Source organism: Natronobacterium haloterrestre, assembly GCF_900112205.1.
Lineage (GTDB): Archaea > Halobacteriota > Halobacteria > Halobacteriales > Natrialbaceae > Natronobacterium > Natronobacterium haloterrestre.
Genome location: NZ_FOKW01000001.1, coordinates 1 through 23090 on the forward strand (window position 1 = coordinate 1; position 23090 = coordinate 23090).

The window sequence follows — 23090 nt, forward strand, 5'->3', positions numbered from 1 at the left end:
CAGTTCCGTGAAATTGTCCTCATGTTCGCCATCATCAACATAGAAAAGCTCTGTGAGCCTCTCTAACTACCATTCAGAAGCTATTCAACAAAGCAGAAAAGGGTGTCTTGAATATCCGAATATCCAACAAACGACGGTTAAGGAAGGTCAAACTATTGTATCTCATGCGTACGGGACGATTTCGAACGGTTCGGCCGATGATCTCGAGGGTTCGGCGGATCTGTAACCGAATCGATCGGAGTCGTCGCAATTCGAAATCCTTTTTTATACCATGGACGGAGAAAGAGGTAAGCCGCCTTAGCTCAGACTGGGAGAGCACTCGACTGAAGATCGAGCTGTCCCCGGTTCAAATCCGGGAGGCGGCACTTCTCTCGCGAACAACTCGTGAGCGACGGAAATGGGATCAGAGCGGATTTGAACTAGACGAGTCGCAGCGCCGAGCGTAGCGAGGCGATCGTCTCGGCGTGGTTCAAATCCGGGAGGCGGCACTTCTCTCGCGAACAACTCGTGAGCGACATCGTGAGCCGGAGGAATCCATCCGAACGGTGGACTTCTGTGGCGAGCTACACTGTGAGTCACGGGTGTGCCTTCTGAGCGGGGTTGCAGTAGCGAACGTTTCACTACCGTTCGACGATCGTGTAGTTCGAATCCGGCACCGGAGCGCCTGTTTCTGTTCGTGGCGTCAGAGCCACTCACTGACGGTATCGCCGCTGAGAACCTCGGGGATGACGACCTCGTCGGCGCCCGCCCGGCGGGCGACGGACTCGTACATCTCGTCACCGACACGGACGATTACCCGCGTGTTCGGCGAGAGTTGACTCGCCATGATGGCGATCTGGATGTTCGCGTTCGAGTCGTCGATAGCTCCGATGATAGCCGACGCCCTCTCGACGTTGGCCCGCTCGAGGACGTCCTCGCGCCGGGCGTCACCTCGAATAGCGAGCGTCTCCTCGCCGATGCGGTCGAATTCGGCTCGGTCGAGTTCGATCACCAGAACGTCGTGGCCGTTTTCGCGCAGTTGTGCGGCGAGGGTGCGCCCGAAGATCCCGTACCCGCAGATGATGACGTGGTCCGAGAGGTCGTCGATCCGTCGTTCCGTTTGCATCTGTTTGAGTTCCTCCGTAATCTGGCCGCCGAAAGCCGCCGACAGGACCGTCTCGCCGATCCACAGGCTCGAGAGAAGAATCCCGATCCGCACCGCGACCGCGAAGGCTTTCGTCGCCCGCTCGGGGCCGTCGTGGTCCTGAAAGTGCAACTCGATGCTCGTCAGATCGACGAGCCAGAACGTCGCCTCCATCAGCCCGACTCCCGCGAGCAGCACGTGTCCGATGATTCCGATCGCGGTGACGGTTACGAGAGCGAGGATCGGTCTAACGGCGCGGCCCAGAATCGGTCGGCTCGACAGCGGGGTGGCCATGCCTCGGCTCGTCCGTTCTTCGTTCGAGAGTGACAAAAACTCACTCCCCCACTGAATAGGGAACACGTGGCTAGACAGTCGATTTGCGCCCCGTCCGCGTCCATGGGTGACTGCGGGCAGACCCTGTCGCGGCTCGACCGTCGAGTAGTGAAGTGGGTCTCCGAGCCTGACACCGGACGGAGTCGAACGGCCCACGTTGCCCGTGCCCGACGTCACGGTCTATCCCGACTCCGACAAGGTCGGCGTGTTCGCCGGGTCACCGCCGGGCGACGAGGGCGAGCGGACGGCCGCCGGCGATCCGCCGGGACGACCCGGTAGACTACTGGCTGGACGAGGAGGACGGCTGAACCCGCTCTTACAGGTCCTCGAGTTCCCAGCCGACGAACGGCGACTCCAGTTCCACCTCGAACGCCCGTAGCACGCGGGCAAGCCCGAGGTAACAGCCGGCGAGCATCGCGATCCCGACGGCCGTCGCCTCGTCGTAGTGGTCGGTCAGCGCCGCGTGGTCGGCGTCGTCGACCGTGCCGTCGACGAACGCGGCGATGTACTCGACGAGTGCGGCGAGTTCGGGCTCGAGGCGGTCCGGCTCCTCCCGTGAGATGGCGACGATTTCCGCCGGCGTGACGCCCTCGTTCAGGGCGACGCGGACGTGTTGCTGCCACTCGTAGGCCGAGTCCGCGTGGTAGGCCGTCGCCAGGATGACGAACTCCCGCTGGCGGGCGGAGAGCCCGCCTTCGTGCCAGACCGCCGAGCCGTACTCCCGGAAGGCCTCGAGTAGCTCGACGTTTCGGCCCAGCGTTCGGTAGACGTTCAGCGTGCCACCCTCGAGCCGGTGGTCGACCGCGGGCTCGTCGTCGGTCTCCGAGAGGGTGTCCAGCAGCGGACGGTTCTCCGGCGAGAGGTTCTCGGGATCGGCGTACTCGATGCGTGCCATGCTCACCGGTCGTGCTCGAGGGGGAAATACAGTAAGGGGGCCGTCTCCGCGACCCTCCGTCCCTTGCTCGAAGAGCGAACGACGATCTCGACCAGCAATGCCTTGCGTAGCCGTTCGACGCCTCGATTCGTTCGTCGAGAGCCCGGTTCGTCGAGAAAACGTCCCGGTTCGATTCGCTGACGACTCCTGTGGCTCTCGGATTTGATCGCCGCCGTCGCGTTCAACGAGGATCGAACCGTAGTCAGAGGATCGCTCTCATCGGTTCGGCCGCTACGACTGGCAGGGTTCGATTCTCGCCTTCCGGCTTTTCCGCCCCTCGTTATACTCGTCGCGAAAAAGTCCGGGTGCGAGAATCGAACCCGCGTCTCAGCCTCCACAAGGCTGAAGGATAACCACTACCCCAACCCGGACGCGCTTGCAACTCAATTTACGAGGGGTGCGACTGAAATACGTTACGACTCGAGCACGGGTGTGTGGGACTCCGTACCGTACGATTTGCCCACGTTTTGCCGGTCTGCTCGACCGAGTTCGTCGGCGGTCGGATCGGCCCCACTACTCTCGACCGAGACGTTTTTCGCCCGAGAGCCGGTAGGACCGACAACGCGTGGCCATCACCGACAAGATCTACGTCAAGAACCACCGACAGCTCAGCTCCCAGCTCGAGACGAACATCCCCAAGGGCGCGTTCAAGGGCGCGACGCTCGACATGCTCTTCCAGGGCGAGGGCCTGGAGAAACTCGACGACGCGACCCGCGAGCGGGTCCTCGACTTCTCGAGCGATTTCCTCGACTGTGGCTGTGACAACAACCCCTACTGTGGCTGCCCGGAGCGGAAGTTCATCCGGTACCTGCTGGAACTGCGCGCCCAGGGGCTGGGTCCGGACGCGATCGTCGACGTGATGACCGACGACTACATGGTCTACGCCTATCCCGGGGACGTCCTCTCGTTCCTAGACGACGCCGTACGCACCCTCGAGGCCGCGGAGGGACTCGCGCGGGTCGACGGCGAGGGAGAGAAACGGGACGAGATCCGGCGGACGAAGCAGGATCTCGCGCGGTAGTCGCGTCCGGATTCGGTCTCGGTCGGCCCGGTCGGCTCGAGCGAACCCGTACTCGGGCTACCGAAGCTGATAGGACTCGTCGTCCTCGTCTAAGTCGTCGAGCAGGAGCACCTCGTCCTGTTCGTCCTCGAGTCGATCCTGTAGCTCGTTGACGTACGATTTGTACTCGTCGAGTTGCTCCCGGAGGTGGTCGGCCTCGAGTTCGAGCCGTTCGTGCTCGCGGATGAAGCTCTTGGGAACTTCGACGGTCGGCGGGAAGGAGAGTTCCCCGTCCTCGTCGCCCTTCTCGGACCCGGGACCCGACTCGAGTTCCGACTCCGGGACGACCGCGACCTGCCCGTCGTGTTCGACGAGCTGGTCGACGTAGTCCCGGAAGACGGCGGACAACGAGATGTCCCGCTCCTCGGCGATGTCCTGGAGCGACTCGAACGCGTCCTCGTTGACGCGAAACGAGATCGTCTTGTTCTTGTTGCCCATTCGTCCCTTACTGTCGGTTCGTGTCACTTAACGGTTCGTCAGACGACCCCACGGCCGTCCGCCCGCTCGCCTCGGAGCGAGCGCGTTCGCGGGGGAATCGCGATCACGGCGTCACGACAGCCGTTCGGGCCGTTGATCCCTCCGGTCCTCGAGCACTTACTCGCCAGTTATCGCGGGTGGTCCGGCGAAAAAACGGGTGCGAACCGATCGCCGATTGTGCCTCGTTCAGGCGGTCTCCGCGTCGTCGACCTCGAGTTGCTCGAGGGCCTGGATGACGTCGCGCCGGTAGTTCTCGACGGGCGAGTCGTACCGTTCGCGGGCCATCTGGGCGTACTCGTTGGTCGGCGCGGTCGAGCCGCTCTCGGGGGCCTCTTGCTCGGCCTCCCACTCCTGGAACTCCTCGATGCGCTCTAGGGTACGCTCGGCGGTCTCGGCGACCCAGCGGTCGCGGGTCCCCTCGTCGACGACCGCGATGGACTCGGGGCGGACCGAGACGTTGACGGTGCCGTCTTCGGTCTCGTAGGTGCGGGGTTTCCCGACGACCGAGACGTAGGCCGGCGGCTCCGTGTCACGCAGCGTCGCGGCCGCTTCGGGCTGGTACTGGCCGGCGTAGACGAAGAACGTCCCGGTCGGGTCGACGACCCGGCCGCGCCAGTACTCGCTGTCCTCGCCGACGTCCTCGGTCTCGGTCAGCGTCCCGACGATGAACACGCGGTTCGCGCGGTCGCCCGTCGGCAGGAGCGCGTAGTTGGGCGCGCGTTCGTCGTCGCTTTCCTTGAACGAGTACGTCGCGTCGTTGAATTCCGAGGCGAAGACGCGTCGCGCGACTTCGCGGGTGAGTTCTGACTGGCTCATATCACATCGACCTCGCTTTGATCAGCAGGTCCTCAGCATCGACCGTCCCGTCCAGTTCCTCGACGTCGTCGGCCAGCACGTAGCGGCCGAAGGTCGGCCCCTCGATGCGGTAGTAGGTGCCGACGATGTCCTCGGCGATCTCGTCCGCGACGATCGTCGTGTCCAGTGCGTCCATCGCCATCTCCTTTGCCTCCTCGAGGCTCAGGCCCGTCAGTTCCTCGGTGGCCTCCTTGTCGAAGATGACCTCGTGGGCGTCGATCCCGTCGTCGACGACGGCCTTGATCCGGAGGTCGAACTCGCCTTCGACCTCGCCGTGTTCGTTACAGCGGCCGTTCTGCAGGACGCGGGTACAGTCCTCCTTCGGACAGCGCTTGATGAGCCCGCTGCCGCTTTGCATGTCGACGAGCGCGCCCTCGACGACGCTCGTGTCGTTGCCGACCTCGATGTCCTCGTCGAGTTCCTCGATCACCGTCGTCGAGTTGAGCTTGACCGAGTACCGGCCCTGGTACTCGTCGGTGACGACGTTGCGAAGCTCGTAGACGCCGCCCTCCTCGAGCGCGGGCAGGTCCGACTTGGCCCACTTCGTGAACTTGATCGTGCCCGTCGGGTCGCCCAGCAGGCCGACCTGCGCGACGGCGTCGCTCCGGGGATCCCAGAGTTCGATGACCTTCGCGGTGAGGTCGATCCACTGCTCGGGTTCGTCGACGTCCTCGATCCGGACGTCCTCGCTGGAGCCGCCTGCAAGCTCCTCGCGCTCCAGGTCGGCCTCCTCGAGGTAGTGGTTGGTGACGCTGCGGCGGGCTTCGTCGATCGGTACCTTGTACTCGTCGACGAGGGTGGTCAGCCGGTCCTCTATCTCGTCGACGCTAACGTCTATGTGGTCTGAAAACTGCTCGTGGATGTCGTCCGCGTGCTCTCGTACGTCGCTCATTGTGTCACGCCTCCTCTTTCGTTTCGGTGGGAGGCATACCCCTGTTCGCGCCCGATAATATTTAAACTGCCGCCACCGGAGCGGAAGTGAACGATCCGCCGAAACCGACGGCAGGCGTTGGCTCGGCCGCTATTCCTCGTCGCCGTAGGCCGCCAGCGACTGATCGGTCGTCTCTTTCCGATGGCTCGTCGCCAGCCCCGCGAGGTGGGGTGCCTCGGGGACGATCAGTTCCTCGCAGGCAGTCCGGCACGCTCCAGTGCTCCCGGGAATGCAGAACACCGGCGTATCGACGGCGATACCGGCCGTCGCACGCGAGGCGATCGCTCGCGTGCCGATCTCCTCCCACGAGAGCGCGCGGAAGCGTTCGCCGAAGCCGGGTAACTCGCGTTCGAACAGCGACGCGGTCGCCTCCGGCGAGACGTCGTCGACCGTCACGCCGGTTCCGCCGGTCGTCACGACGGCGTCGATGTCCCGCCGGGCGACGAGCCCCCGCACCGCCGTCCGGATCGAGGAGTAGTCGTCACGGACGAGCAGCCGTTCCTGGATTTCGTGCCCTTCGGCCTCGAAACACTCCTGGATCGTGTCCCCGCCCGGATCGTCGGGATCCTCCTCGTCGGACTGTGCGCGCGAACTCGAGACGGTGACGATCCCCACGTAGAGGGGGTCGATGATGTCGTGCCCGTGGTGGTCGGTGCCGCGTCGGTCGCTGCGGTCGGTCGTCATGGTGATCGAATGTGCAGGCCGGAGGGCGATAATAGCTCCCCCGAAGCGGTCGGGGCGGTCAGTCGTCGCGCCCGCTCCCGGCGGAACCCGAGAGCGCGATCACCGTACTCTCGCCCATCCCGGTCGGCGCAGGGTTGTCGTACGCGTGCCAGTCCCCTTCCATCTCGGCGTCGGTCAGCAGGCAGTCGTCGAGTCTCGCCTCGAGGGCCGAAAACTCGAGGTCGCGACCGATCACCGCCAGCCGCGTCTCGCGGTCGCCCCACTCCTCGTCCCAGGCGAGGTCGGGCTGGCCCTGCCGGTAGGCCTCCTGTCGTTCTTCGGAGAAACTGGCGATCCAGCGGCCCGTGACCTCGAGGCTCGTCTCCGTCCCGGCGTAGCTCATCGTGATGGCCTGGTCCTCGCGGCCGGCGATCCAGCAGAGCCCTTTCGCGCGGACGAGCCCGTCCGGGAGGTCCTCGAGGAGGGCGACGAAGCGTTCGGGATGGAACGGACGGTGGCGGTGGTAGGCGTGGACGGTGATGCCGTAGCGTTCGGGAGGATGGGTGTGATCGTGGTCGTGTTCGTGGTCGCGGTCGTGATCGTGAGCGCCAGCATGGTCACCGTCGTTCGCTCCCCCGTGCTCGTCGGCCTCGATCGCCCGCTTCCACCCCGCTGCCTCGTTCGCCGCCTCGAGATCGAACCGCTCGACGCCGAGCAGGTCGGCGGGGTCGATCGCACCGTATTCGGTCGTTACCACGTCCGCGCGCGGCTGGAGCGCCTCGAGCAGGGCGACGACCCGCTCGCGCTCGTCGGGGTCGACGAGGTCGCACTTGTTGACGACCAGCAGGTCGCAGAACTCGACCTGCTCGAGGACGAGATCGGCCAGCGGCCGCGTGCCGTCACCCTCGCCGTCTTCGCCGTCGCGTTCCCCCTGGATGGCGGGTACCTCGTCGGCAGCGAGATCGACGTCCGCGAACCGGTCGTGGAACCGGCGGGCGTCGACGACCGTCACGACCGCCTCGAGGTCGTAGGGGCCGCCGGCGGGCCCACGGACGAACTGGCGGGCGATCGGCTCGGGTTCGCCGACGCCCGACGCCTCGACGACGAGGTGGTCGAACTCGTGTTCCTTCCAGAGCTGGATTACCGCCCGGGAGAGCTCGCCGCCGAGGCTACAGCAGATACAGCCGTTCTCGAGGGCGACGACCTCCTCGCCCGTCGCGAGGTCGGTACGGGCTTCCACGAGGTCGGCGTCGACGTTGACCGCGCCGACGTCGTTGACCAGGACGGCGATCTCGCGGTCGGAATCGGGCGACTCGAGCAGACCCGACAGCAACGTCGTCTTCCCAGCGCCGAGTTCCCCACAGAGGACGGTGACCGGAACGGACATGTACTGACTCGAGAGCGTGAGTTCACGTCGGTCTTCCGGTTCGAACGGGTCGCGTCGACGGTTCAGCTGTCCTCTCCCTGCCAGAACTCAGGCCGTCGGCCGCGGGGCCCGTTCGAGCCCGAGGTCCCCATCCGCGGTCAGTTCGTAGATCGAGAGCAGCCGGTCGATCACTCGTTCCTGGCTCACCCGCTTCGCCGCCTCGCGGCCGTTCGACCGCTCGCCGCGCTCGAGGACGGCCTCGAGTGCGCGAACGAGTTCCGCGTCGCTCGTTCCGACTGCAGAGGGTTCGACGCCCTCGAGTCGCTCCCGGACGTCGCCGACGTCGGTCGAGACGACCGGCAGGTTGCAGGCCATCGCCTCCTTGACCGACATCGGCGACCCCTCGTGGTGGGAGGTCAGCAGGAGCGCGTCGGCCGCGTTCATGTAGGTCGGGACGGACTCGTAGTCGACGCCGTGGACGACCTGGAAGTTGACCGGCCGCTCCAGTCGGTCGTCGACGGCCGCGGCGATCCGCTTCGCTCGTGGGTGGTTCTTGACGGTCCGCTCGGGCGAGTAGGGGAAGAGAACGTGGTGTTCGTCCGGCGCCCAGCCGACCCGTTCCCGTGCCGCACTCGTCGATTCCGGGCTGAAGAGCTCGAGGTCGATGCCGAACGGGAGTACCGTACAGTCGGCGCCAAGCGCCCGGCGCATGTCCTCGGTCATGACGATCACCTCCTCGCAGTGGGGTGCACAGAGCTTGCTGATCGGGCGGCCGGGGCCCTCGAGGTCGGTTCCCCAGAGCGTGAGCACGACCGGGAGTTTCCGCTGGGCCAGCGCCATCGGCGCGGTCAGCCCGTAGTGGGCGTGGACGAGGTCGTAGTCGCCGCGTCGAACCTCGCGGCGGACTTCGGGGAAGAACCGGAGGTAGTCCGTCGCGCTTCGGGACTCGCCCGGGGAAACGTGGCCCGAGACCGGGAGGGTCCGAACGGAGACGCCGCGGTCCTCGAGCGCGTCTATCTGCTCGTTCATGAACGGCGACTCGTCGTAGGTCGTCAGCACGAGGACGTTCGCTGTCATCGGTCGAGTTGCTGGACCTGGACCGCTGACACACATTGTTAATTCGTTCGCTTCACGTGACGGTCACCGCGAGACACTCGTTAAGCGGGGTAAACAGCGTCGATCTGCCGCCCCGTGACGAGCGACGCTCGAGAGCGAACCGTCCCGATCACGTTCGAGAGGTTCGCTCGAGTTCCGCCGGGGGCGATGCGGTTGCGACCGAGTTGCGGGACACTGCGACGCGAGAATCGCCGTAATGAGAGCCAACGGGCCCGGGGTTCGTGTAGCGTTCGAATTACAAAGGCCGCCCGGACGGAGGAGGGCTCCATGTCGACTCCGATCGCGGGGAAGAACGTACTCGTTACCGGGGGCTGCGGCTCAATCGGCGCCGAAATCGTCTCGGAACTGCTGACCCGCGATCCGAACGTCGTCCGGATCGTGGACAATAGCGAGCAGCGCCTCGCCTCCTTCCGGGGATCGTTCGGCGACGCGGCGTCGGCGATCGACTGTGTCCTCGCGAACATTCGCGACGAGGGTCAGCTCGCCGTGGCGATGCACGACGTGGACGTCGTCTTCCACGTCGCGGCGATGAAACACGTCCCGATGGCCGAGGACAACCCCTACGGGGCCGTCCGGACGAACGTCACTGGAACGCGGAACGTCGTCGAGGCGGCCGCGAACGCCGAGGTCGATCGCCTGCTCGGCGTCAGTACGGACAAGGCAGCGAACCCCACGTCGACGATGGGCTCGACGAAGCTCATCGCCGAGCGGCTCATTACCTCGTTCGACGAGCATCGTCCTCCCGACGAACTCACGCTCGGGTCGGTCCGCTTCGGCAACGTCGTCGGGACGAAGGGATCGGTCGTGCCGCTCTTTTACGATCAAATCCGGTCCGGCGGCCCGCTGACTGTCACCGACCCGAGCATGACCCGGTTCGTCATGCGCCCCGAGGAGGCGGCCCGGTTCGCCATCGACGCGTGTCTCGAGCTGGACGGCGGCGAGGTGGTCGTCAAGAAGATGCCCGCGATGAGGGTCGGCGACCTCGCCGAGGCGATGCGCGACCATTACGCGCCCCGGTTCGGTCACGACCCCGGCGAGGTCGGGATCGACCACATCGGCCCGAAGCCGGGCGAACGGTACCACGAAAAGCTGGTCGCCGAGAACGAGGTCCGTTACGCCGACGAACGTGAGGACAGGTACGTCCTCTATCCACAGGCCGAGGCCCCCGACGTCTCGAACGACCTCGAGGGCGAGTACACCTCCGCGAACACGCGACACATGTCCGGAGACGAGATCATCGAAATGGTCCGCGGGACGGTCGGCGACGCCGACCGGGATCCGACCCCGGACGCGGACGCCGATCCGGCGACCGCTACGGCCGCGAGCGAAGCTGGCGACGGGAGCGAAACGGAAACCGAAGCGAAACCGACGGATCTCGAGACGACCGCGGCCGAACCCGCGTCGTCGGGGACGGGTGCGGGCCCGCGTGGCGGCGATGAGTGAAACCGAACCCGAGACCGTCGGCGTTCTCGGCGCGACGGGGTACGTCGGACGCGCGGCGGTCGCGGCGCTCCGGGAGCGCGGCTACGAGGTGACGCCGGCCGCCGGCTCCGACCACGAGGAGTTCCCCGCGGTCGACGTCCGGGAACGCGGGACGGTCCGGGCGTTCGTCGACGACGTCGACGCCCTGGTCAACGCCGCCGGCCTGGTCGGGATCGATGCCTGCGAGGCGAACCCGGCCGCAGCACTCGAGATCAACGGGCTCGGCGCGGCGACCGTCGCGTGGGCGTGTACCCGGGCCGACGTCCCGCTCGTCCACCTCTCGAGCGTCGCGACCGTGGGCGTTCCCGATCCCGACGACGGGCCGATCACCGCCGCGACCGAGCGGCGGCCGGGGACTGCCTACGGCCGGACCAAGCTGCTCGGCGAGCGTGCGGTCCGGACCGTCACGGACGGGCGCGTCCCGTCGATCACCTACAGCGCGACGAACGTTTACGGCCGCCGCGAGCCGGGCGCTCCCGCCGGCAACTCCGTACTCGATTTCTTCCTCGAGCGGGCGGCCGCCGACGAGACCCTGACCGTCCATCGGCCGGGAACGCAGGAACTGGACCTCGTCCACGTCCGGGACGTGGCCGCCGCGATCGCGCCGGCCGTCGAGGTGCTCTCGAGCGACCAGTGCGAACCGGAAGCCCGCTCGTACGTCCTCGGACGCGGCCGGTCCTACAGTGTGCTCGAGGTGGCCGGCCTGGTCGCCGCCGGCTACCGGCGGCGAACGGGCTCGCCGCTGGGCATCGAACTGCGGGCGCCGCCCTCGACCGACGAGCCGACAGTCGAACGGTTCGACGTCGACCCCGAACCGCTTCGCTCGGAGCTAGGCGTCGATCCGGAACGGACCGTCAGCGAGTGGATCGGGACGGAACTGGAACGGCGGCTTGGGGGGACGAGGACAGGGACAGCGACCGCGAAAGAAGGGAACGAGAAGCGCCGAAGCCAGGACTCGAACCTGGGACAACCTCGTTAACAGCGAGGTGCTCTACCATCTGAGCTACTTCGGCTCACTCTCGAGTAGTCGACTGCATTTGATAGGGCTTTCGTTTTCGCTTCCGGTGGTTCGCCACTCCGTCACGCACTTACAGGCCGAATCCCCGTCGCTCGCCCGCGGCGGTTCGATACCCTTTCACTCGCCGCCCGTGTACCGTCGACCGATGAGCGAGGAGACTGCCGAGGGAGAGACCGACGATCGGCGCGACGGGAACGGCGACGGAACCGAGGGCGGGCCGGCCGACGGCGAACGCGAGTACCGGCAGGTCCTCGAGACCGTTCGCGACCGCGTCGATCCCGATCCCGACGAGCGCGAGCGACTCCGCGAGGTCGCCGACCGCCTCGCCGAGCGCGCCGAGTCGGCCGCGACCGACCGCTGTCCCGACGCCGACGTCGTCCAGGTCGGCTCGACCGCGCGGGATACCTGGATTAGCGGCGACCGCGATATCGACCTCTTCGTTCGCTTCCCGCCGGAACTCGACCGCGACACGCTCGAGGAGTACGGCCTCGCGGTCGGTCACGCCACTCTCCCGGAGGGTCACGAGGAGTACGCCGAACACCCCTACGTCAAGGGAACCGTCGAGGGGTTCGACGTCGACGTCGTCCCCTGTTTCCGCCTCGAGTCGGCGACTGACATCCGGTCGGCCGTCGACCGGACGCCGTTTCACAACAGCTACCTCGAGGCCCGCCTCGACGAGGACCTCGCCGCGGACGTCCGCGTCACCAAACAGTTCCTCAAGGGGATCGGCGCATACGGCAGCGACCTGCGGACCCGCGGGTTCAGCGGCTTCCTCACCGAACTGCTGGTCTGTGAGTACGGCGGTTTCCGCCCGTTGCTCGAGGCTGCCCGCGACTGGCATCCGCAGGTCGAACTCGACCCCGAATCCCACGGGCAGGCATCGTTCGACGACCCGCTGGTCGTCATCGACCCGACGGACCCCGAGCGCAACGTCGCCGCGGTCTGCTCGGCCGCGAACGTCGCACGCTTCCAGCACTACGCCCGCGAGTTCCTGGCCGAACCCGCCGTCGAGTACTTCGAGCCCGCGGCGCCGGAGCCGCTGTCGCCCGAGGAGTTCCGCGCCCACCTCGAGCGGCGGGGAACGACCCCCGTCGCGGTCCGGTTCGACGCGCCCGACCTGGTCGAGGACCAGCTCTACCCCCAGCTCCGGAAGTCGCTCGACGGGGTCACCACGGGGTTGGACGACCGCGGGTTCGACGTTTTCCGGGCGACGGCGATGGCCGACGGCGCGGGCGTGTTGCTCGTCGAACTCGCCGTCGACGAACGGCCCGCCGTCGAACGCCACGAGGGGCCGCCGGTCCACGTTCAGGGTCACGCGGCGGGGTTCTACGAGGCCTACGACGCCGACCCGGACGTCTACGGCCCGTTCATCGAGAGCGACCGCTACGTCACGGAGCGCGAACGCGAGTTCACCACTGCCCGGGAGTTCCTCGAGAGCGAGCGACTCTTCGACGTCGGCCTCGGTGCACACGTCGAGACGGCACTCGAGGAGGGGTACGAGGTCCTCGTCGGGGAGGAACTGACGGGGCTGCTCGAGGAGTTCGGAACCGAGTTGAGGGTGTACTTCGAGCCGACTCCGTAGTCTACTCGTCGCGTTCGTCGTCGAGATCGTACTCGAGGCCGTGTTCCTCGATCACGTCCTCGATCACCGTCCGCGCGCCGTCGCTGATCTCCTCGTCGTCCGGTTCGATCGGCTCACGGCCGTCGAAGGTCTCGTGGACGATCGCGACGCTGTCGGCCAGGACGTCCAGGCTGTACCCTCCCTCGAGGACGAACGCGAACGCGGCCCCGACCCGGTCGGTCAGCCCCCGGAGCCTGTCCGTCAGCAACGCGTAGGCCTCCGTCGAGAGCCGGATCCGCGAGATCGGATCGTGGCGGTGGGCGTCGAACCCGGCGCTGACGATCACCAGGTCGGGCCCGTACTCCTCGAGCGCGGTCCCGATCGGTCCGTCGAAAGCAGCGAGGTAGTCGACGTCGTCGGTCCCCGCCGGCATCGGGAGGTTCATCGTCGTCCCTTCGCCGTCGCCTTCACCGCTCTCGTCGATCTCGCCGGTGCCGGGGTAGAGCCCCTTCTCGTGGATCGAGACGAAGAACACGTCCTCCCGGTCGTAGAAGATGTCCTGTGTTCCGTTGCCGTGGTGGACGTCCCAGTCGACGATCGCCACGCGGTCGACGTCGTGGGCGTCGCTCTCTATGGCCCACTGTGCGGCCACGGCGACGTTGTTCACGAAGCAAAACCCCATCGCGTCGTCGACGATCGCGTGGTGTCCGGGCGGCCGACCGATCGAGAACGGCGTCTTTCGGCCGTCGTCCCCCTCGAGCGCGCGCTCGACGGCCCAGCGGGCCTGCCCGGCGCTACACCGGATCGCGTCCCAGGTCTCCTCGACGGCGGTCGTGTCCGGGTCCCAGTTGCCGCCGCCCTGGGCACAGAACTCTTCGATTTCTTCGACGTACGACCGATCGTGAACCGACGCGATCTCGTCGACGTCGACTGGGTCGGCCTCGACGTACTCGACCCCGTGTTTCCGCTTCAGTCGCTCCCTGATCGCCCGCAGACGGTCCGGCGTTTCCGGGTGACGCGGCCCGGGATCGTGCGCGAGACAGACCTCGCTGTAGCCGAACTGCATCTCACTCGAACAGCGAGAAGTACGTCTCGATGTCGTCGTCCGTGATGGTCCGGCGGTCGGCGTGGCGGGCGAGGATCGCCGCGGCCCCGGCAACGTTGTCGGCGTAATCCTCGAGGATGTCCGCGAGCGCGACCCTGGCGTCCATCGAGACGCGGTATCGGTTGTCGATCTCCAGTCGGGCGATGCGATCGACCGGCGCGACCGGCAACTCGAGGTCGTCCTTGTCGACGACGGTTTCGACGCCGAAGTCCTCGGCCATCAGCGTCTTGCGCCCGTCTTCCGTCGCGCGTTCGGCGGCGTCGATCGCCAACTCGCTCCCGTGTTCCTGGATCCGCTTTGCAAGTTCCTTCGACGCGTCGGCGCTCACCCGAAGATCGCCCGCGTTCCGCCGGATGATCGTATCAACCGGGGCGAACGGGAGTTCGACGTTCATATCATGATACGCGGAACTAACCCCCTTAACGCTTTTCCTCGCCGCACGAGCGGGTTTCCTCCGCTCAGAACACGTCGTTCGCCTCGAGACGGCCGTCGCGGACGACCCCGCGTGCGGTGACCTCCTCGCCGAGGCCGACGTCGACGTCGGTGGCGACGCTCATCGTCGTCTCGCCGTCGTCCAGGACGACGGGGTCGCCGGCCTGGACGACCACGCCGGTAAACTCGAGTTCCTCGCCGTCGCTGGGATCGCCGTCGCCGGACGCATCGGAACCGTCACCGTCAGCTTCCGTCCCTGCAGTGTCCGCAGACGGCCCGTCGCTCTCGTCACCGTCGTCCGCAAAGGCCGACAGACCGGCGTTGTTCTCGGTCGCCGCGTCGGCCCCGCCGCTCGAGCCCGTTTCCGAGGCGGAGTCCGAGTCCAGAACCGTAATCGTCGACTGCCAGCCCGCGGAGGCCTCGAGGTCGTCCTGCCAGCCGTCCTGGATCTCGACGTCGCCCAGGGCGATCTCGTCGCCGGGTCCGACGTCGAGGTCGGCCTTCTCGCCCCACAGGGCGACGCGGATGTCGCCGGTCGCGTCCTGGATGCGGACGTTCCGGACCTGTCCCTCCGAGCCGTCGTCGCGGTCGAAGGTCCGTTTCGGGTCCGCGGAGCGGACGACGCCCGCGAGGTCGACCGTCTGGCCGATCTCGACGTCCTCGATCGGCGTGCTGTCGGGGACGTACTCGACCTCCTCGTCGACCTCCTCGATCGCGCCGCGGTTGCCGACGTGGAGTTCGAGATTGCCGTCGCGTTCGCGGACGTAGCCGTCGACGACCTCGACGGTCGTTCCGGCCTCGAGTTCCTCGGCGGTCTCGGCCTGTTCGTCCCACAGCGTGACGCGGATCCGTCCCGTCGAATCGCCCAGCGTGACGTTCGAGACCTTCCCCTCGGAGCCGTCGTCGCGATCGAACGTGCGAACGCTGTCTGTGTCCAGCACGAGTCCGACGAGGTTGACGTTCGACAGCCCGAGCGAGAGGTCCTCGACGTCGTACGTGTCAGAGACCTGGACGTCGACCTCGGTGTCCTCGTCCGGTTCGGCCTCGTCGACGCTGACCTCGACGCCCGAGAAGCCGTCCTTGGGCCGGCCCTTGATCCGCAACACGTCGCCCTCCTCGAGTTCTTCGGTCGCCGCTTCGGCGTGCTCGTCCCAGAAGGCGGCGCGTACGGAGCCGGTCTCGTCCGCGACTTCGACGTTGACGACGCGGCCGTCCTCGTCTTCCCCGTCACGTTCGAACGTGCGAACGTCGCCGATGGAGATCACCTTCGCGACGAACTTCGCTTCCTCCATCCCGGGCTCGATGTCGGCGATGCCGCCGACCTCGCTCTCGCCGACCTCGTGAGCGACGAGCATCGCCGCCGTCTCCTCGTCCGCCAGTCCCCCCATCTGCTCGACTTTCGCCTCGACGGCCTCGCGAAACTCCTCGAGAGAGACGTCGGCCTCGAGATCCTCGTAGACACCCTCGATGTCGCTCATTCTATACTCGTGCATGCATAGGCCGCGCATAAGCGTTGTCCATTCGGCGTGTTCGTCGAGCCGTCTCTCGATCCGAACGCGCCCGCCGGTCCGCATTCCCGGCCGTCCTCGAGCGATCCGGCGGCCACGCCCGGTGACCGGGGATCGAACACGATGGTCCTCCCACGCATACCCGGCCTGGTCGCGTCCCGATACTTAAACTCGCGGTCCGCGGTCGAACGAGTGTTCGAGTTCCCGTCCGGGGCCGGGCTTCGTCCCGGGAACTGCTACGTGGACTCACACCAGGGAGCCGGTCGTTTCGAAAGTGCTTTAATAGTCCGCCGGCTACGAAGAGATGAGTCCTGATAGGGTAGTGGACTATCCTCTTGGCTTGCGGAGCCAGGGACCGGAGTTCAAATCTCCGTCAGGACGCTCACTTCTCGCGAGTGCTTCGCATTGCTCAGCACTCGCTCTCGCGTTCGGTCCTGACGTGCCCAACGCTCGCTGTCGCTCGCGTTGGACTCCGTCAGGACGTTTCTGCCGACACCAAACTGCGAGCGTAGCGAGCGGCTGGTGTCGGCGAAACTCTCCGTCAGGACGCTCACTTCTCGCGGGTGCTTCGTATTGCTCAGCACCCGCTCTCGCGTTCGGTCCTGACGTGCCCAACGCTCGCTGTCGCTCGCGTTGGACTCCGTCAGGACTCGAGTGGGTATCGCAGCCGGATTCGCCCTCTGTATGGGGAGAGTAGCGAAACGAATCCGGGTTTCCGACGATCCGTGCCGGAATCTGCCTGCACGTGGCGTACCCGTGTCTGGTGCGATACGTCACTCGAGCGAGACAGTTGTGACCGAACGACGCCAGCACACCGACAGCGAGACGCGAAGCGGCGACGAACCGACCACCGTCAGTCGACGGCGACTGCTCGGATCCGCGGCGGGTGTGACCGTCGGAGTCGGCGGGATCGGCGCCAATTCCCGGTCGGCGTCCGCGACCGACGTCACCGGCTGTGACGACTGGCTGGACGCGCCGGCGGAGTATCCGGAGGTCGATCTCACGAGCGGGAATCCGACGGCATCGAACCTCGACGGTCTCGAGGGCGTGGCTGAGAACGACGATGACGGCGACGAAGGCGACGAGCGCTCGGAACTCGTCATCTACGTCCACGGCTGGCTCGGCCTCGAGACCAGCACCGATCAGGCCCACACCCTCGCGCAGGCGCTCGCGGACACTGACTACGACCGACCCGTCGTCGCGGCCTCGTGGAGCGCGGACACGCCGAACTACTGGCGAGCCGAGAGCGCCGCGGAAACGGCCGGCCGGCGGCTCGCATCGTGGCTCGAGTCCGATGCAGTTCCGGGTACGGGCGGCGACAACGACGACGAATCCGGCCCGACGATCCGCCTCGTTGGCCACTCGCTCGGCGGTCGGGTGTGTCTCGAGACGCTGCTGGGGTTGGCGACCGACGACGGAAACGATGGCGACGGTCCGCTCGAGTCCGTTGCCCTCCTCGGTACCGCCGTCGACGACGATTCGGTCTGTACGAACGGGCGGTACGCCTACGGTATCGACGCTGCCGCGAACGAGGTGTTCAACTACCACTCCGAAAACGACGACAGCGTCTGCTACGGCTACGATCTCCAGTCGCTCTCGAGCGGCCTCGGCTGCGCCGGGGCCGACTGCGGCGACGGCTGGTTCGGTGACGACGACGGCGCGAGGCCGAGTAACTACACCGACGTGGACGTGACCGACGCGGTCGACGATCACTGCGCCTACGGGAAGCCCGACGTGGGCTGTGTGCCACGTATCGTGGCCGATTTCGAGTAGCGTCGCCACTCACGTATGAAAACGGGTGAGAGGAGTAAGCCCCCTTCTGTTCGTCCCGGCATTCGGCTGAGCGTCCGCGCCGTCCACGATCGCCGCGCCGTTCGCGGCGACCGCGGGGCGTTCGGGCTACCACGGCGCGGACTTGCACCGGTGAGGGTTCGCCGTTCCATCGATCCTCGGCCGTCGACGTGCGATCGATCGCGTCGATGCCGTTCGACGGCCGTGCCGTCGAACCGCGTACGCGATCCGTGGATTCGAACCACGTCGTGTCGATCGCCCGCCGGCGGTTCGCGTGCCGTTTGGCACTCGAATCGCTCCCTCTGCGGGTCAACTCCCCTTCCTTGCGGTCGGGTTCGCGCGCATCATCGGTCGGGCCGAGACGTGTCGTTTCTGTTCCAGAGCCAGCGGTCTCCCGCTCCGGACTTGCGCCCGGTCACCTGCCCGAACAGGTGGGGGGACTTTCCTCGCGGGCGTGACACATCCCGGGGGGATGGGTCACGTTGGAGCGTTGCGCGTCCCGGGGGACGGGCAACGTTCGGTGGTCGGGCCGTCACCGGCGCGACCATCGCGGCAGCCGGGCTCGCTCTCCCACTCGACGTAGGGCCCTCGGCCGAATAAGTCCCGCGGTCGTTCGCTCGCGTTCGCCGCGACACCCCCTCGAACGGAATGGAAGCGTTTTAGGACGATCCTTCCCATGTACATCTGTATGTCCCAGGGACAGGGTGTCGACCTCTCCTACGAAGACGGGGCGCGCGCCGTCGAACTCGCGCGCGAAGCCGTCGAATCCTACGTACAACACGGTCAACGAGAACAACCGGGCAGTATGCGCGAGGCCTTCTACGAGCGCACCGGCGCGTTCGTCCGCCTCGAGTCTACGCGTGGCCGGGGGAGCCTGCGCGGCTGTGCCGGCGGCTACCGCTCGGACGACCAGCTCGGGCACGTGATCGTCGACGCGGCGATCGAAGCCGCGAGCGAGGATTCCTGCGGCTCGGAGGTAACTCCCTCCGAACTGCCGAACCTCACCGTCTCGATCTGTGCGGTCAACAACGTCGTCCTTACCGACGACCCGCTCGCCGACCTCGAGCTCGGCACGCACGGCGTCGCGATCGACGGCGGCGAGGGTGGCTGGCTCTACCCGACGGTGCCGGTCGAGAACGGGTGGAGCGCACACGAGTACCTCGATCGCACCTGTCGCAAGGCGAAGCTCGCCCCGGGTGCCTGGCAGGACGACGACGTCGTCGTCACGCTGTTCGAGGGGCAGGTGTTCCGCGAACGGGAGGCTGACGGGAGCATCGAGGAACTGTAACCCCCCTCGAGCGCCGCGAGGATTGCGGCGATTACGAAGCCCACACGGATCACGAAGCTACGGAAAGCCGCCCGTCGAGATCGGGGACGGCTCCGACCGCTTTCTCGGCGCGCCGCGTCCACAGAGTCGTCCGTCCGACCCCTTCCCAACCCCATTCCACTGTTCTACCCGTCACTCAACACCCACCCTCGCCCTCGCCCTCGAGACCGAGACTCACGGCTCGTCGGTCCGATCCTCGACGACCACCGCCTCAATCGACGGGTGAAAACGGCTCCTCAGTCCCCCGATTCCCGGAAGCCGACCGCCTCGGCGTCGGCCAGGCACCGCTCGCTCGCCTCCTCGAGGTCGAACTCCCGGACGATCTCGCCGTCACGGACGAGCGGCTCGAGCAGGGCCTCGCCGTCGGGACCGTCGCGGTCGGCCAGCGCGACGTGGTGGCCCCCGTCGAGAGTACGATAGACTTCTTTGACGCCGGAGAGCTTGCCTCGTTTGGAGACCGGCTCGCCCTCCATCTCGACGATGTCGAGGCTGAAGTCGACGCTCGGGGCGCTCGTGATGTGGCTGCCGACGCCGAAGCCGTCGGCGACGTCACGCAAGGTTTCGATCGATTCGGGGTCGATCCCGCCGCTACAGAAGATGTCGACGTCCTCGTAGCCGTGTGCATCGAGTTCCCAGCGGACCTCCCGGATGATGTGCCGGAAGTTGCCCCGGCGGGAGCTCGTGGTGTCGATACGCACGCCGTCCAGGCGGTCGCCGAGCGTCTCGGCCGCGAGCAGGCTCTCGCTGACCTCGTCCCAGAAGGTGTCGGTCAGCGCGATCCGCGGGACGTCCTCGGGGACGGCCCCGTCGAAGGCCTCCCAGGCCTCGTCCTGGTTGCCCTCGCCGAAGCAGAACATCAGTGCGTGGGGCATCGTACCGCCGGCCTCGCGACCGAGGATCTCTCCCGCAGCGACGTGGGAGAACCCGTCAAGCCCCGAAAGCAGCGAGGCACGTTCGACGACGGAGGCGATCGAGGGGTGGACGTGGCGCGCGCCAAAGGAGAGAACGAGCGACTCGGGCGCCGCGCGGCGGGCTTCGAGCGCGGCCGTCGCGAAGCCGCTGGGCTGGGACAGAAAGCCCAGCAGCGACGTCTCGAGTTCGGCGAACTCGAGGTAGGGGCCCTCGATCCGCATGACGGGGCCGCCGTCGAACAGTTGCCCGTCCGGCAGGGCGTCGACGTCGACGGAGCGACCTTCGAACAGCGTTGCGACGTCCTTGACCCCGGTGAAGACGTCGAACTCGCCGGTCGGGAACTGGTCGGCCGTCACCTCGGCGACGACGTGGGGGTTCTTCCCGGCGGCCTCGAGCGTCGAACGGGTACGCTCGAAGTAGGCGTCTGTGGCGTCCCCCGCGAGAATCGCCTCCGGAGGGACGGTTCCGAACGGATTTGACATATCGTCGAATTCCGTCGGGAAGCAAAAAAGCTACTCGTCTGCGGTCGACGCGGTGGATCTCACCGCTCGGTCGAGGGGGTTGTGAGGCGGTCCGCGCCGGGTTCGGGTTCGGGTCCTGGGAACTGCTCCGGAGGAACGCTCGATCCATCGGGCCCGCCCGGATACCGCCTCGAGGCCGGCGATACGGATGCGGGTCCGAGCGAGACGCCTCGTCGCAGGACCACCAGCACCGCGCCGGTGCCGACGACCACGACCGCGGCGATCGCCATCGAGCCGCCGGTCGAACCGGCGATGCCGCCGATCGCGTCGCTGTCGTCCGCGTCCGGGTCGGGACCGTCCTCGCCGACGCTGGCCCAGGCCTCGAGTTCGTCCTCGCCGCGGGGTGCGGCACCCTCCTCGATCTCCGGCAGGTCCTCGACCGTGGGAGCGCGGACGACGGTCACGGTCTCGCCGTCCGGCCCGCGCTCGAGGTAGTACGCGCCGGGGTAGCCGTCCTCGTCCTCGACCACGTAGGTATCTTTCCGGTCCTCGACCGGCTCCGCGCCGTAGAACTCGAGTAACTCGAGGTAGCCGTCGGCGAAGGCTGCGGCGTCGCGCTCGGAGAGCCACTCGGTCCGCCAGACGAAGCCGGTGTCCTCGAGGGCCTCCTCGGTACGGTCGGGATCGTCGACGCTGGCGTCGGCGGCGACGTAGGTGACGAGTTCGTCGCCGGCCCACCCGTCCGTGTACGGCTGGTCGTAGTCGTAGCCGACCTCCGCCGAGAGGAACTCGTCGCGGTCGATCACCGCGGGTTGACCGGCCTCGAACGCGCCGGCCGCGAACATCGCGACCATGCCGGCCTCGCCGACGGTCTCGTCGGCGCGCTCGCCGTCGATCTCGAACTGGGTCCAGCCGTCGCCGGAACGGTCGGGGACCGCGACGTCGGCCGGTTCGCGCTCCTCGCCCGGTCGGATCACTTCCGAGGAACTGGCCGGCGGGTCGTCGTAGGCCTCGTCGACGGCCGCCCAGCCGTCCTGCTCGAGGAGGTAGTCGACGTAGTCGGGGCCGTCGTCGTAGGGCTGGTAGATGGTGAGGTACAGACCCCAGTTCAGGTCGGTCGAGCCCGACTGGCTCCCGGCGGGGAGCACACAGTCCCACTCCTCGCCGCAGCGGTCGGCGTACTCGGTGTCGATCCAGACGGCGGCCCCCTCGACGAGGCCATTCTTGGCGTTGTCCTGGTCGATCGTCTCCCGCTCGAGGCTGGTCAGGTCGAAGTGCTGGTCCTGCAGCGCGTGGTGGAGTTCGTGTCCGAGCACGACCTCGTCGAGTTCGGGCGTCTCGGGGGTGTCGGAGACGACGACGATCTGTCCCGTTCCGGGGTCGTAGTAGCCGTTGACCGAGCCGCCATAGAGGGTCTCGATCTCCGCGTTGGCGTCGGTCTCGCGGTCGACGAGGAACGTGGCCTCGTAGGTGACGCTCGCGTGAAGCTGTTCGTCGACGGAGAGGTTCACGAAGATGTCGTCGCGCTCGCGGTACTCTTCCCGACCGATCACCTCGACGTCGACCTCCTCCTCGAAGGGCCGCTCGCGGAGGGTCTCTACGCGGGCCATCGACCGGTAGACGACCGCCTCGAGTTCGTCGTCCTCGAGGGTGGCGTTGGCGCGGTCGTCGACGGGGAGGTCGTCGTCGTACCAGTAGCCCTCGACGTAGCCGACGGTGTCGGCGGTCGTGGGGTTCTCGGGGCGTTCTCCGTCCTCGTATCCGAGCCCGTCTCCGTATTCGTAGTCGTCCCCGTCGGATGCGTCGTCACCGACGAACGGACCGGGGACGAGACCGGCGGCCGCAACGGCGAGAAGGGCGATCGTGGCGACCACGAGAACGACGAGCAGGGACCGTGTTCGGGTCGATTCCATAGGGAGAGCGTTACCACCCGGTTAGCAAGCGAGTGTAAAAAGGACGACGGTCGGCCCCTCTGGCAGGGTCGCGGGAACGTTTTTACGATCCGGTTCATACGGTCACGTATGCCAATCGAACTGGTTCCCGACCGAACGGCGGTCGTCGTCGTCGACATGCAAAACGGCTTCTGTCACCCCGACGGCTCGCTGTACGCGCCCGGCAGCGAGGACGTTATCGGGCCGATCGCCGACCTCGTCGAGTGGGCCGACCGGGGGGGTGCGACGGTCGTCTACACGCGGGACGTCCACCCACCCGAGCAGTTCGAGGACGCCTACTACTACGACGAGTTCGACCAGTGGGGTGAACACGTCCTCGAGGGCTCCTGGGAGGCCGAGGTCGTCGAGGAACTGCCCGTCGAGGATGCGGACCACGTCGTCGAGAAACACACCTACGACGCCTTCCAGAAGACGGAGTTCGAGGGATGGCTGAACGCCCGCGGGATCAGGGACCTCGTGTTCTGTGGCACGCTGGCGAACGTCTGTGTCCTCCACAGCGCGGGCAGCGCGGGGCTGCGGGACTTCCGGCCGATCCTCGTCGAGGACTGTATCGGCTACATCGAGGAGGACCACCGCGAGTACGCGCTGGATCACGCCGACTGGCTGTTCGGCGAGGTGGCGACCAGCGACGCCCTCGAGTGGGCCTGACAGCGGTTCGGGCGTTCCGAATGGAGCCGTACGAG

20 protein-coding genes, 4 tRNA genes, 1 other RNA gene and 1 pseudogene are annotated in these 23090 nt (G+C 67.0%); 10 read left to right on the forward strand and 16 right to left on the reverse strand.

Features of this window, described 5'->3' with window-relative positions; genetic code table 11:
• The first annotated feature begins 291 nt into the window (after positions 1 to 291).
• Positions 292 to 365, forward strand: a tRNA-Phe gene (locus BM113_RS00005).
• 317 nt (positions 366 to 682) lie between these two features.
• On the opposite strand, the gene BM113_RS00010 is transcribed toward BM113_RS00005, so the two are convergent.
• The gene (locus BM113_RS00010) at positions 683 to 1417 is read right to left on the reverse strand and encodes a potassium channel family protein (RefSeq protein ID WP_089784272.1); all 735 of its coding nucleotides are present in this window, start codon (positions 1415 to 1417) and stop codon (positions 683 to 685) included.
• A gap of 193 nt (positions 1418 to 1610) precedes the next feature.
• Here BM113_RS00010 and BM113_RS22990 point away from each other — a divergent pair.
• Positions 1611 to 1764 (forward strand): annotated as a pseudogene (locus BM113_RS22990) (cupin domain-containing protein); the annotation flags it as partial.
• Positions 1765 to 1772: 8 nt separating this feature from the next.
• Here BM113_RS22990 and BM113_RS00020 read toward each other — a convergent pair.
• Positions 1773 to 2351, reverse strand: a complete 579-nt coding sequence (locus BM113_RS00020) for a carboxymuconolactone decarboxylase family protein (protein WP_089784274.1) — start codon at positions 2349 to 2351, stop codon at positions 1773 to 1775.
• Between the two features lie 338 nt (positions 2352 to 2689).
• Positions 2690 to 2761 (reverse strand) — tRNA-His (locus BM113_RS00030).
• A gap of 194 nt (positions 2762 to 2955) precedes the next feature.
• Between BM113_RS00030 and BM113_RS00035 the strand changes: the two genes are divergently transcribed.
• Positions 2956 to 3411: a DUF5814 domain-containing protein gene (locus BM113_RS00035; protein ID WP_089784278.1), complete on the forward strand. Its 456-nt coding sequence runs from the start codon at positions 2956 to 2958 to the stop codon at positions 3409 to 3411.
• 57 nt (positions 3412 to 3468) lie between these two features.
• Here the strand turns inward: BM113_RS00035 and BM113_RS00040 are convergent, their stop codons facing one another.
• From BM113_RS00040 to BM113_RS00065, 6 genes are all read right to left on the reverse strand, one after another.
• Complete coding sequence (locus BM113_RS00040; protein ID WP_089784280.1) at positions 3469 to 3888, reverse strand: DUF8146 domain-containing protein; 420 nt, start codon at positions 3886 to 3888, stop codon at positions 3469 to 3471.
• 225 nt (positions 3889 to 4113) lie between these two features.
• Positions 4114 to 4743, reverse strand: coding sequence for an RPA family protein (locus tag BM113_RS00045; protein WP_089784282.1), 630 nt, complete (start codon positions 4741 to 4743; stop codon positions 4114 to 4116).
• Position 4744: 1 nt separating this feature from the next.
• A complete protein-coding gene (locus BM113_RS00050; protein ID WP_089784284.1) occupies positions 4745 to 5674 on the reverse strand; it encodes a replication factor A in 930 nt (309 codons plus the stop codon).
• Positions 5675 to 5803: 129 nt separating this feature from the next.
• A complete protein-coding gene (locus tag BM113_RS00055) occupies positions 5804 to 6397 on the reverse strand; it encodes a MogA/MoaB family molybdenum cofactor biosynthesis protein (protein ID WP_089784286.1) in 594 nt (197 codons plus the stop codon).
• Positions 6398 to 6455: 58 nt separating this feature from the next.
• A complete protein-coding gene (locus BM113_RS00060) occupies positions 6456 to 7763 on the reverse strand; it encodes a CobW family GTP-binding protein (protein WP_089784287.1) in 1308 nt (435 codons plus the stop codon).
• An 87-nt stretch (positions 7764 to 7850) separates the two neighbouring features.
• Positions 7851 to 8819, reverse strand: coding sequence for a glycosyltransferase (locus tag BM113_RS00065; RefSeq protein WP_089784289.1), 969 nt, complete (start codon positions 8817 to 8819; stop codon positions 7851 to 7853).
• A 306-nt stretch (positions 8820 to 9125) separates the two neighbouring features.
• Here BM113_RS00065 and BM113_RS00070 point away from each other — a divergent pair, with 306 nt between their 5' ends.
• Both BM113_RS00070 and BM113_RS00075 read left to right on the forward strand, forming a co-directional pair.
• The gene (locus tag BM113_RS00070; RefSeq protein ID WP_089784291.1) at positions 9126 to 10301 is read left to right on the forward strand and encodes an SDR family NAD(P)-dependent oxidoreductase; all 1176 of its coding nucleotides are present in this window, start codon (positions 9126 to 9128) and stop codon (positions 10299 to 10301) included.
• Positions 10294 to 11319, forward strand: coding sequence for an NAD-dependent epimerase/dehydratase family protein (locus BM113_RS00075; protein ID WP_245757966.1), 1026 nt, complete (start codon positions 10294 to 10296; stop codon positions 11317 to 11319). Before BM113_RS00070 ends, BM113_RS00075 begins: the two co-directional genes overlap by 8 nt.
• Here the strand turns inward: BM113_RS00075 and BM113_RS00080 are convergent.
• Positions 11281 to 11353, reverse strand: a tRNA-Asn gene (locus BM113_RS00080). The two genes, BM113_RS00075 and BM113_RS00080, sit on opposite strands and share 39 nt — an antisense overlap.
• Positions 11354 to 11503: 150 nt before the next feature.
• On the opposite strand from BM113_RS00080, the gene cca reads away from it, so the two are divergent.
• Positions 11504 to 12940: a CCA tRNA nucleotidyltransferase gene (gene cca, locus BM113_RS00085; protein ID WP_089784293.1), complete on the forward strand. Its 1437-nt coding sequence runs from the start codon at positions 11504 to 11506 to the stop codon at positions 12938 to 12940.
• Position 12941: 1 nt separating this feature from the next.
• On the opposite strand, the gene BM113_RS00090 is transcribed toward cca, so the two are convergent.
• From BM113_RS00090 to BM113_RS00100, 3 genes are all read right to left on the reverse strand, one after another.
• On the reverse strand, positions 12942 to 13985 hold the full coding sequence (locus tag BM113_RS00090) for a histone deacetylase family protein (RefSeq protein ID WP_089784295.1): 1044 nt from the start codon (positions 13983 to 13985) through the stop codon (positions 12942 to 12944).
• A gap of 1 nt (position 13986) precedes the next feature.
• Complete coding sequence (locus BM113_RS00095; RefSeq protein ID WP_089784296.1) at positions 13987 to 14418, reverse strand: histone; 432 nt, start codon at positions 14416 to 14418, stop codon at positions 13987 to 13989.
• Positions 14419 to 14482: 64 nt separating this feature from the next.
• On the reverse strand, positions 14483 to 15934 hold the full coding sequence (locus BM113_RS00100; protein ID WP_089784298.1) for a single-stranded DNA binding protein: 1452 nt from the start codon (positions 15932 to 15934) through the stop codon (positions 14483 to 14485).
• A gap of 338 nt (positions 15935 to 16272) precedes the next feature.
• On the opposite strand from BM113_RS00100, the gene BM113_RS00105 reads away from it, so the two are divergent.
• Positions 16273 to 16345, forward strand: a tRNA-Arg gene (locus BM113_RS00105).
• 411 nt (positions 16346 to 16756) lie between these two features.
• The gene (locus BM113_RS00115) at positions 16757 to 17737 is read left to right on the forward strand and encodes an alpha/beta hydrolase family protein (RefSeq protein WP_089784300.1); all 981 of its coding nucleotides are present in this window, start codon (positions 16757 to 16759) and stop codon (positions 17735 to 17737) included.
• A 23-nt stretch (positions 17738 to 17760) separates the two neighbouring features.
• Here the strand turns inward: BM113_RS00115 and rnpB are convergent.
• An RNA gene (gene rnpB / locus BM113_RS00120) (RNase P RNA component) lies at positions 17761 to 18221 on the reverse strand.
• 222 nt (positions 18222 to 18443) lie between these two features.
• On the opposite strand from rnpB, the gene BM113_RS00125 reads away from it, so the two are divergent.
• The gene (locus BM113_RS00125; protein WP_007140945.1) at positions 18444 to 19043 is read left to right on the forward strand and encodes a TIGR00296 family protein; all 600 of its coding nucleotides are present in this window, start codon (positions 18444 to 18446) and stop codon (positions 19041 to 19043) included.
• Between the two features lie 275 nt (positions 19044 to 19318).
• Here BM113_RS00125 and BM113_RS00130 read toward each other — a convergent pair whose 3' ends face one another.
• Both BM113_RS00130 and BM113_RS00135 read right to left on the reverse strand, forming a co-directional pair.
• Positions 19319 to 20476 (reverse strand): nicotinate phosphoribosyltransferase, encoded by a 1158-nt coding sequence (locus BM113_RS00130; RefSeq protein WP_089784302.1) that lies wholly within the window; start codon positions 20474 to 20476, stop codon positions 19319 to 19321.
• A 59-nt stretch (positions 20477 to 20535) separates the two neighbouring features.
• A complete protein-coding gene (locus tag BM113_RS00135; RefSeq protein ID WP_245757943.1) occupies positions 20536 to 22368 on the reverse strand; it encodes an Hvo_1808 family surface protein in 1833 nt (610 codons plus the stop codon).
• Between the two features lie 108 nt (positions 22369 to 22476).
• Between BM113_RS00135 and BM113_RS00140 the strand changes: the two genes are divergently transcribed.
• Complete coding sequence (locus BM113_RS00140) at positions 22477 to 23055, forward strand: cysteine hydrolase family protein (protein ID WP_089784304.1); 579 nt, start codon at positions 22477 to 22479, stop codon at positions 23053 to 23055.
• Positions 23056 to 23090: the final 35 nt, after the last annotated feature.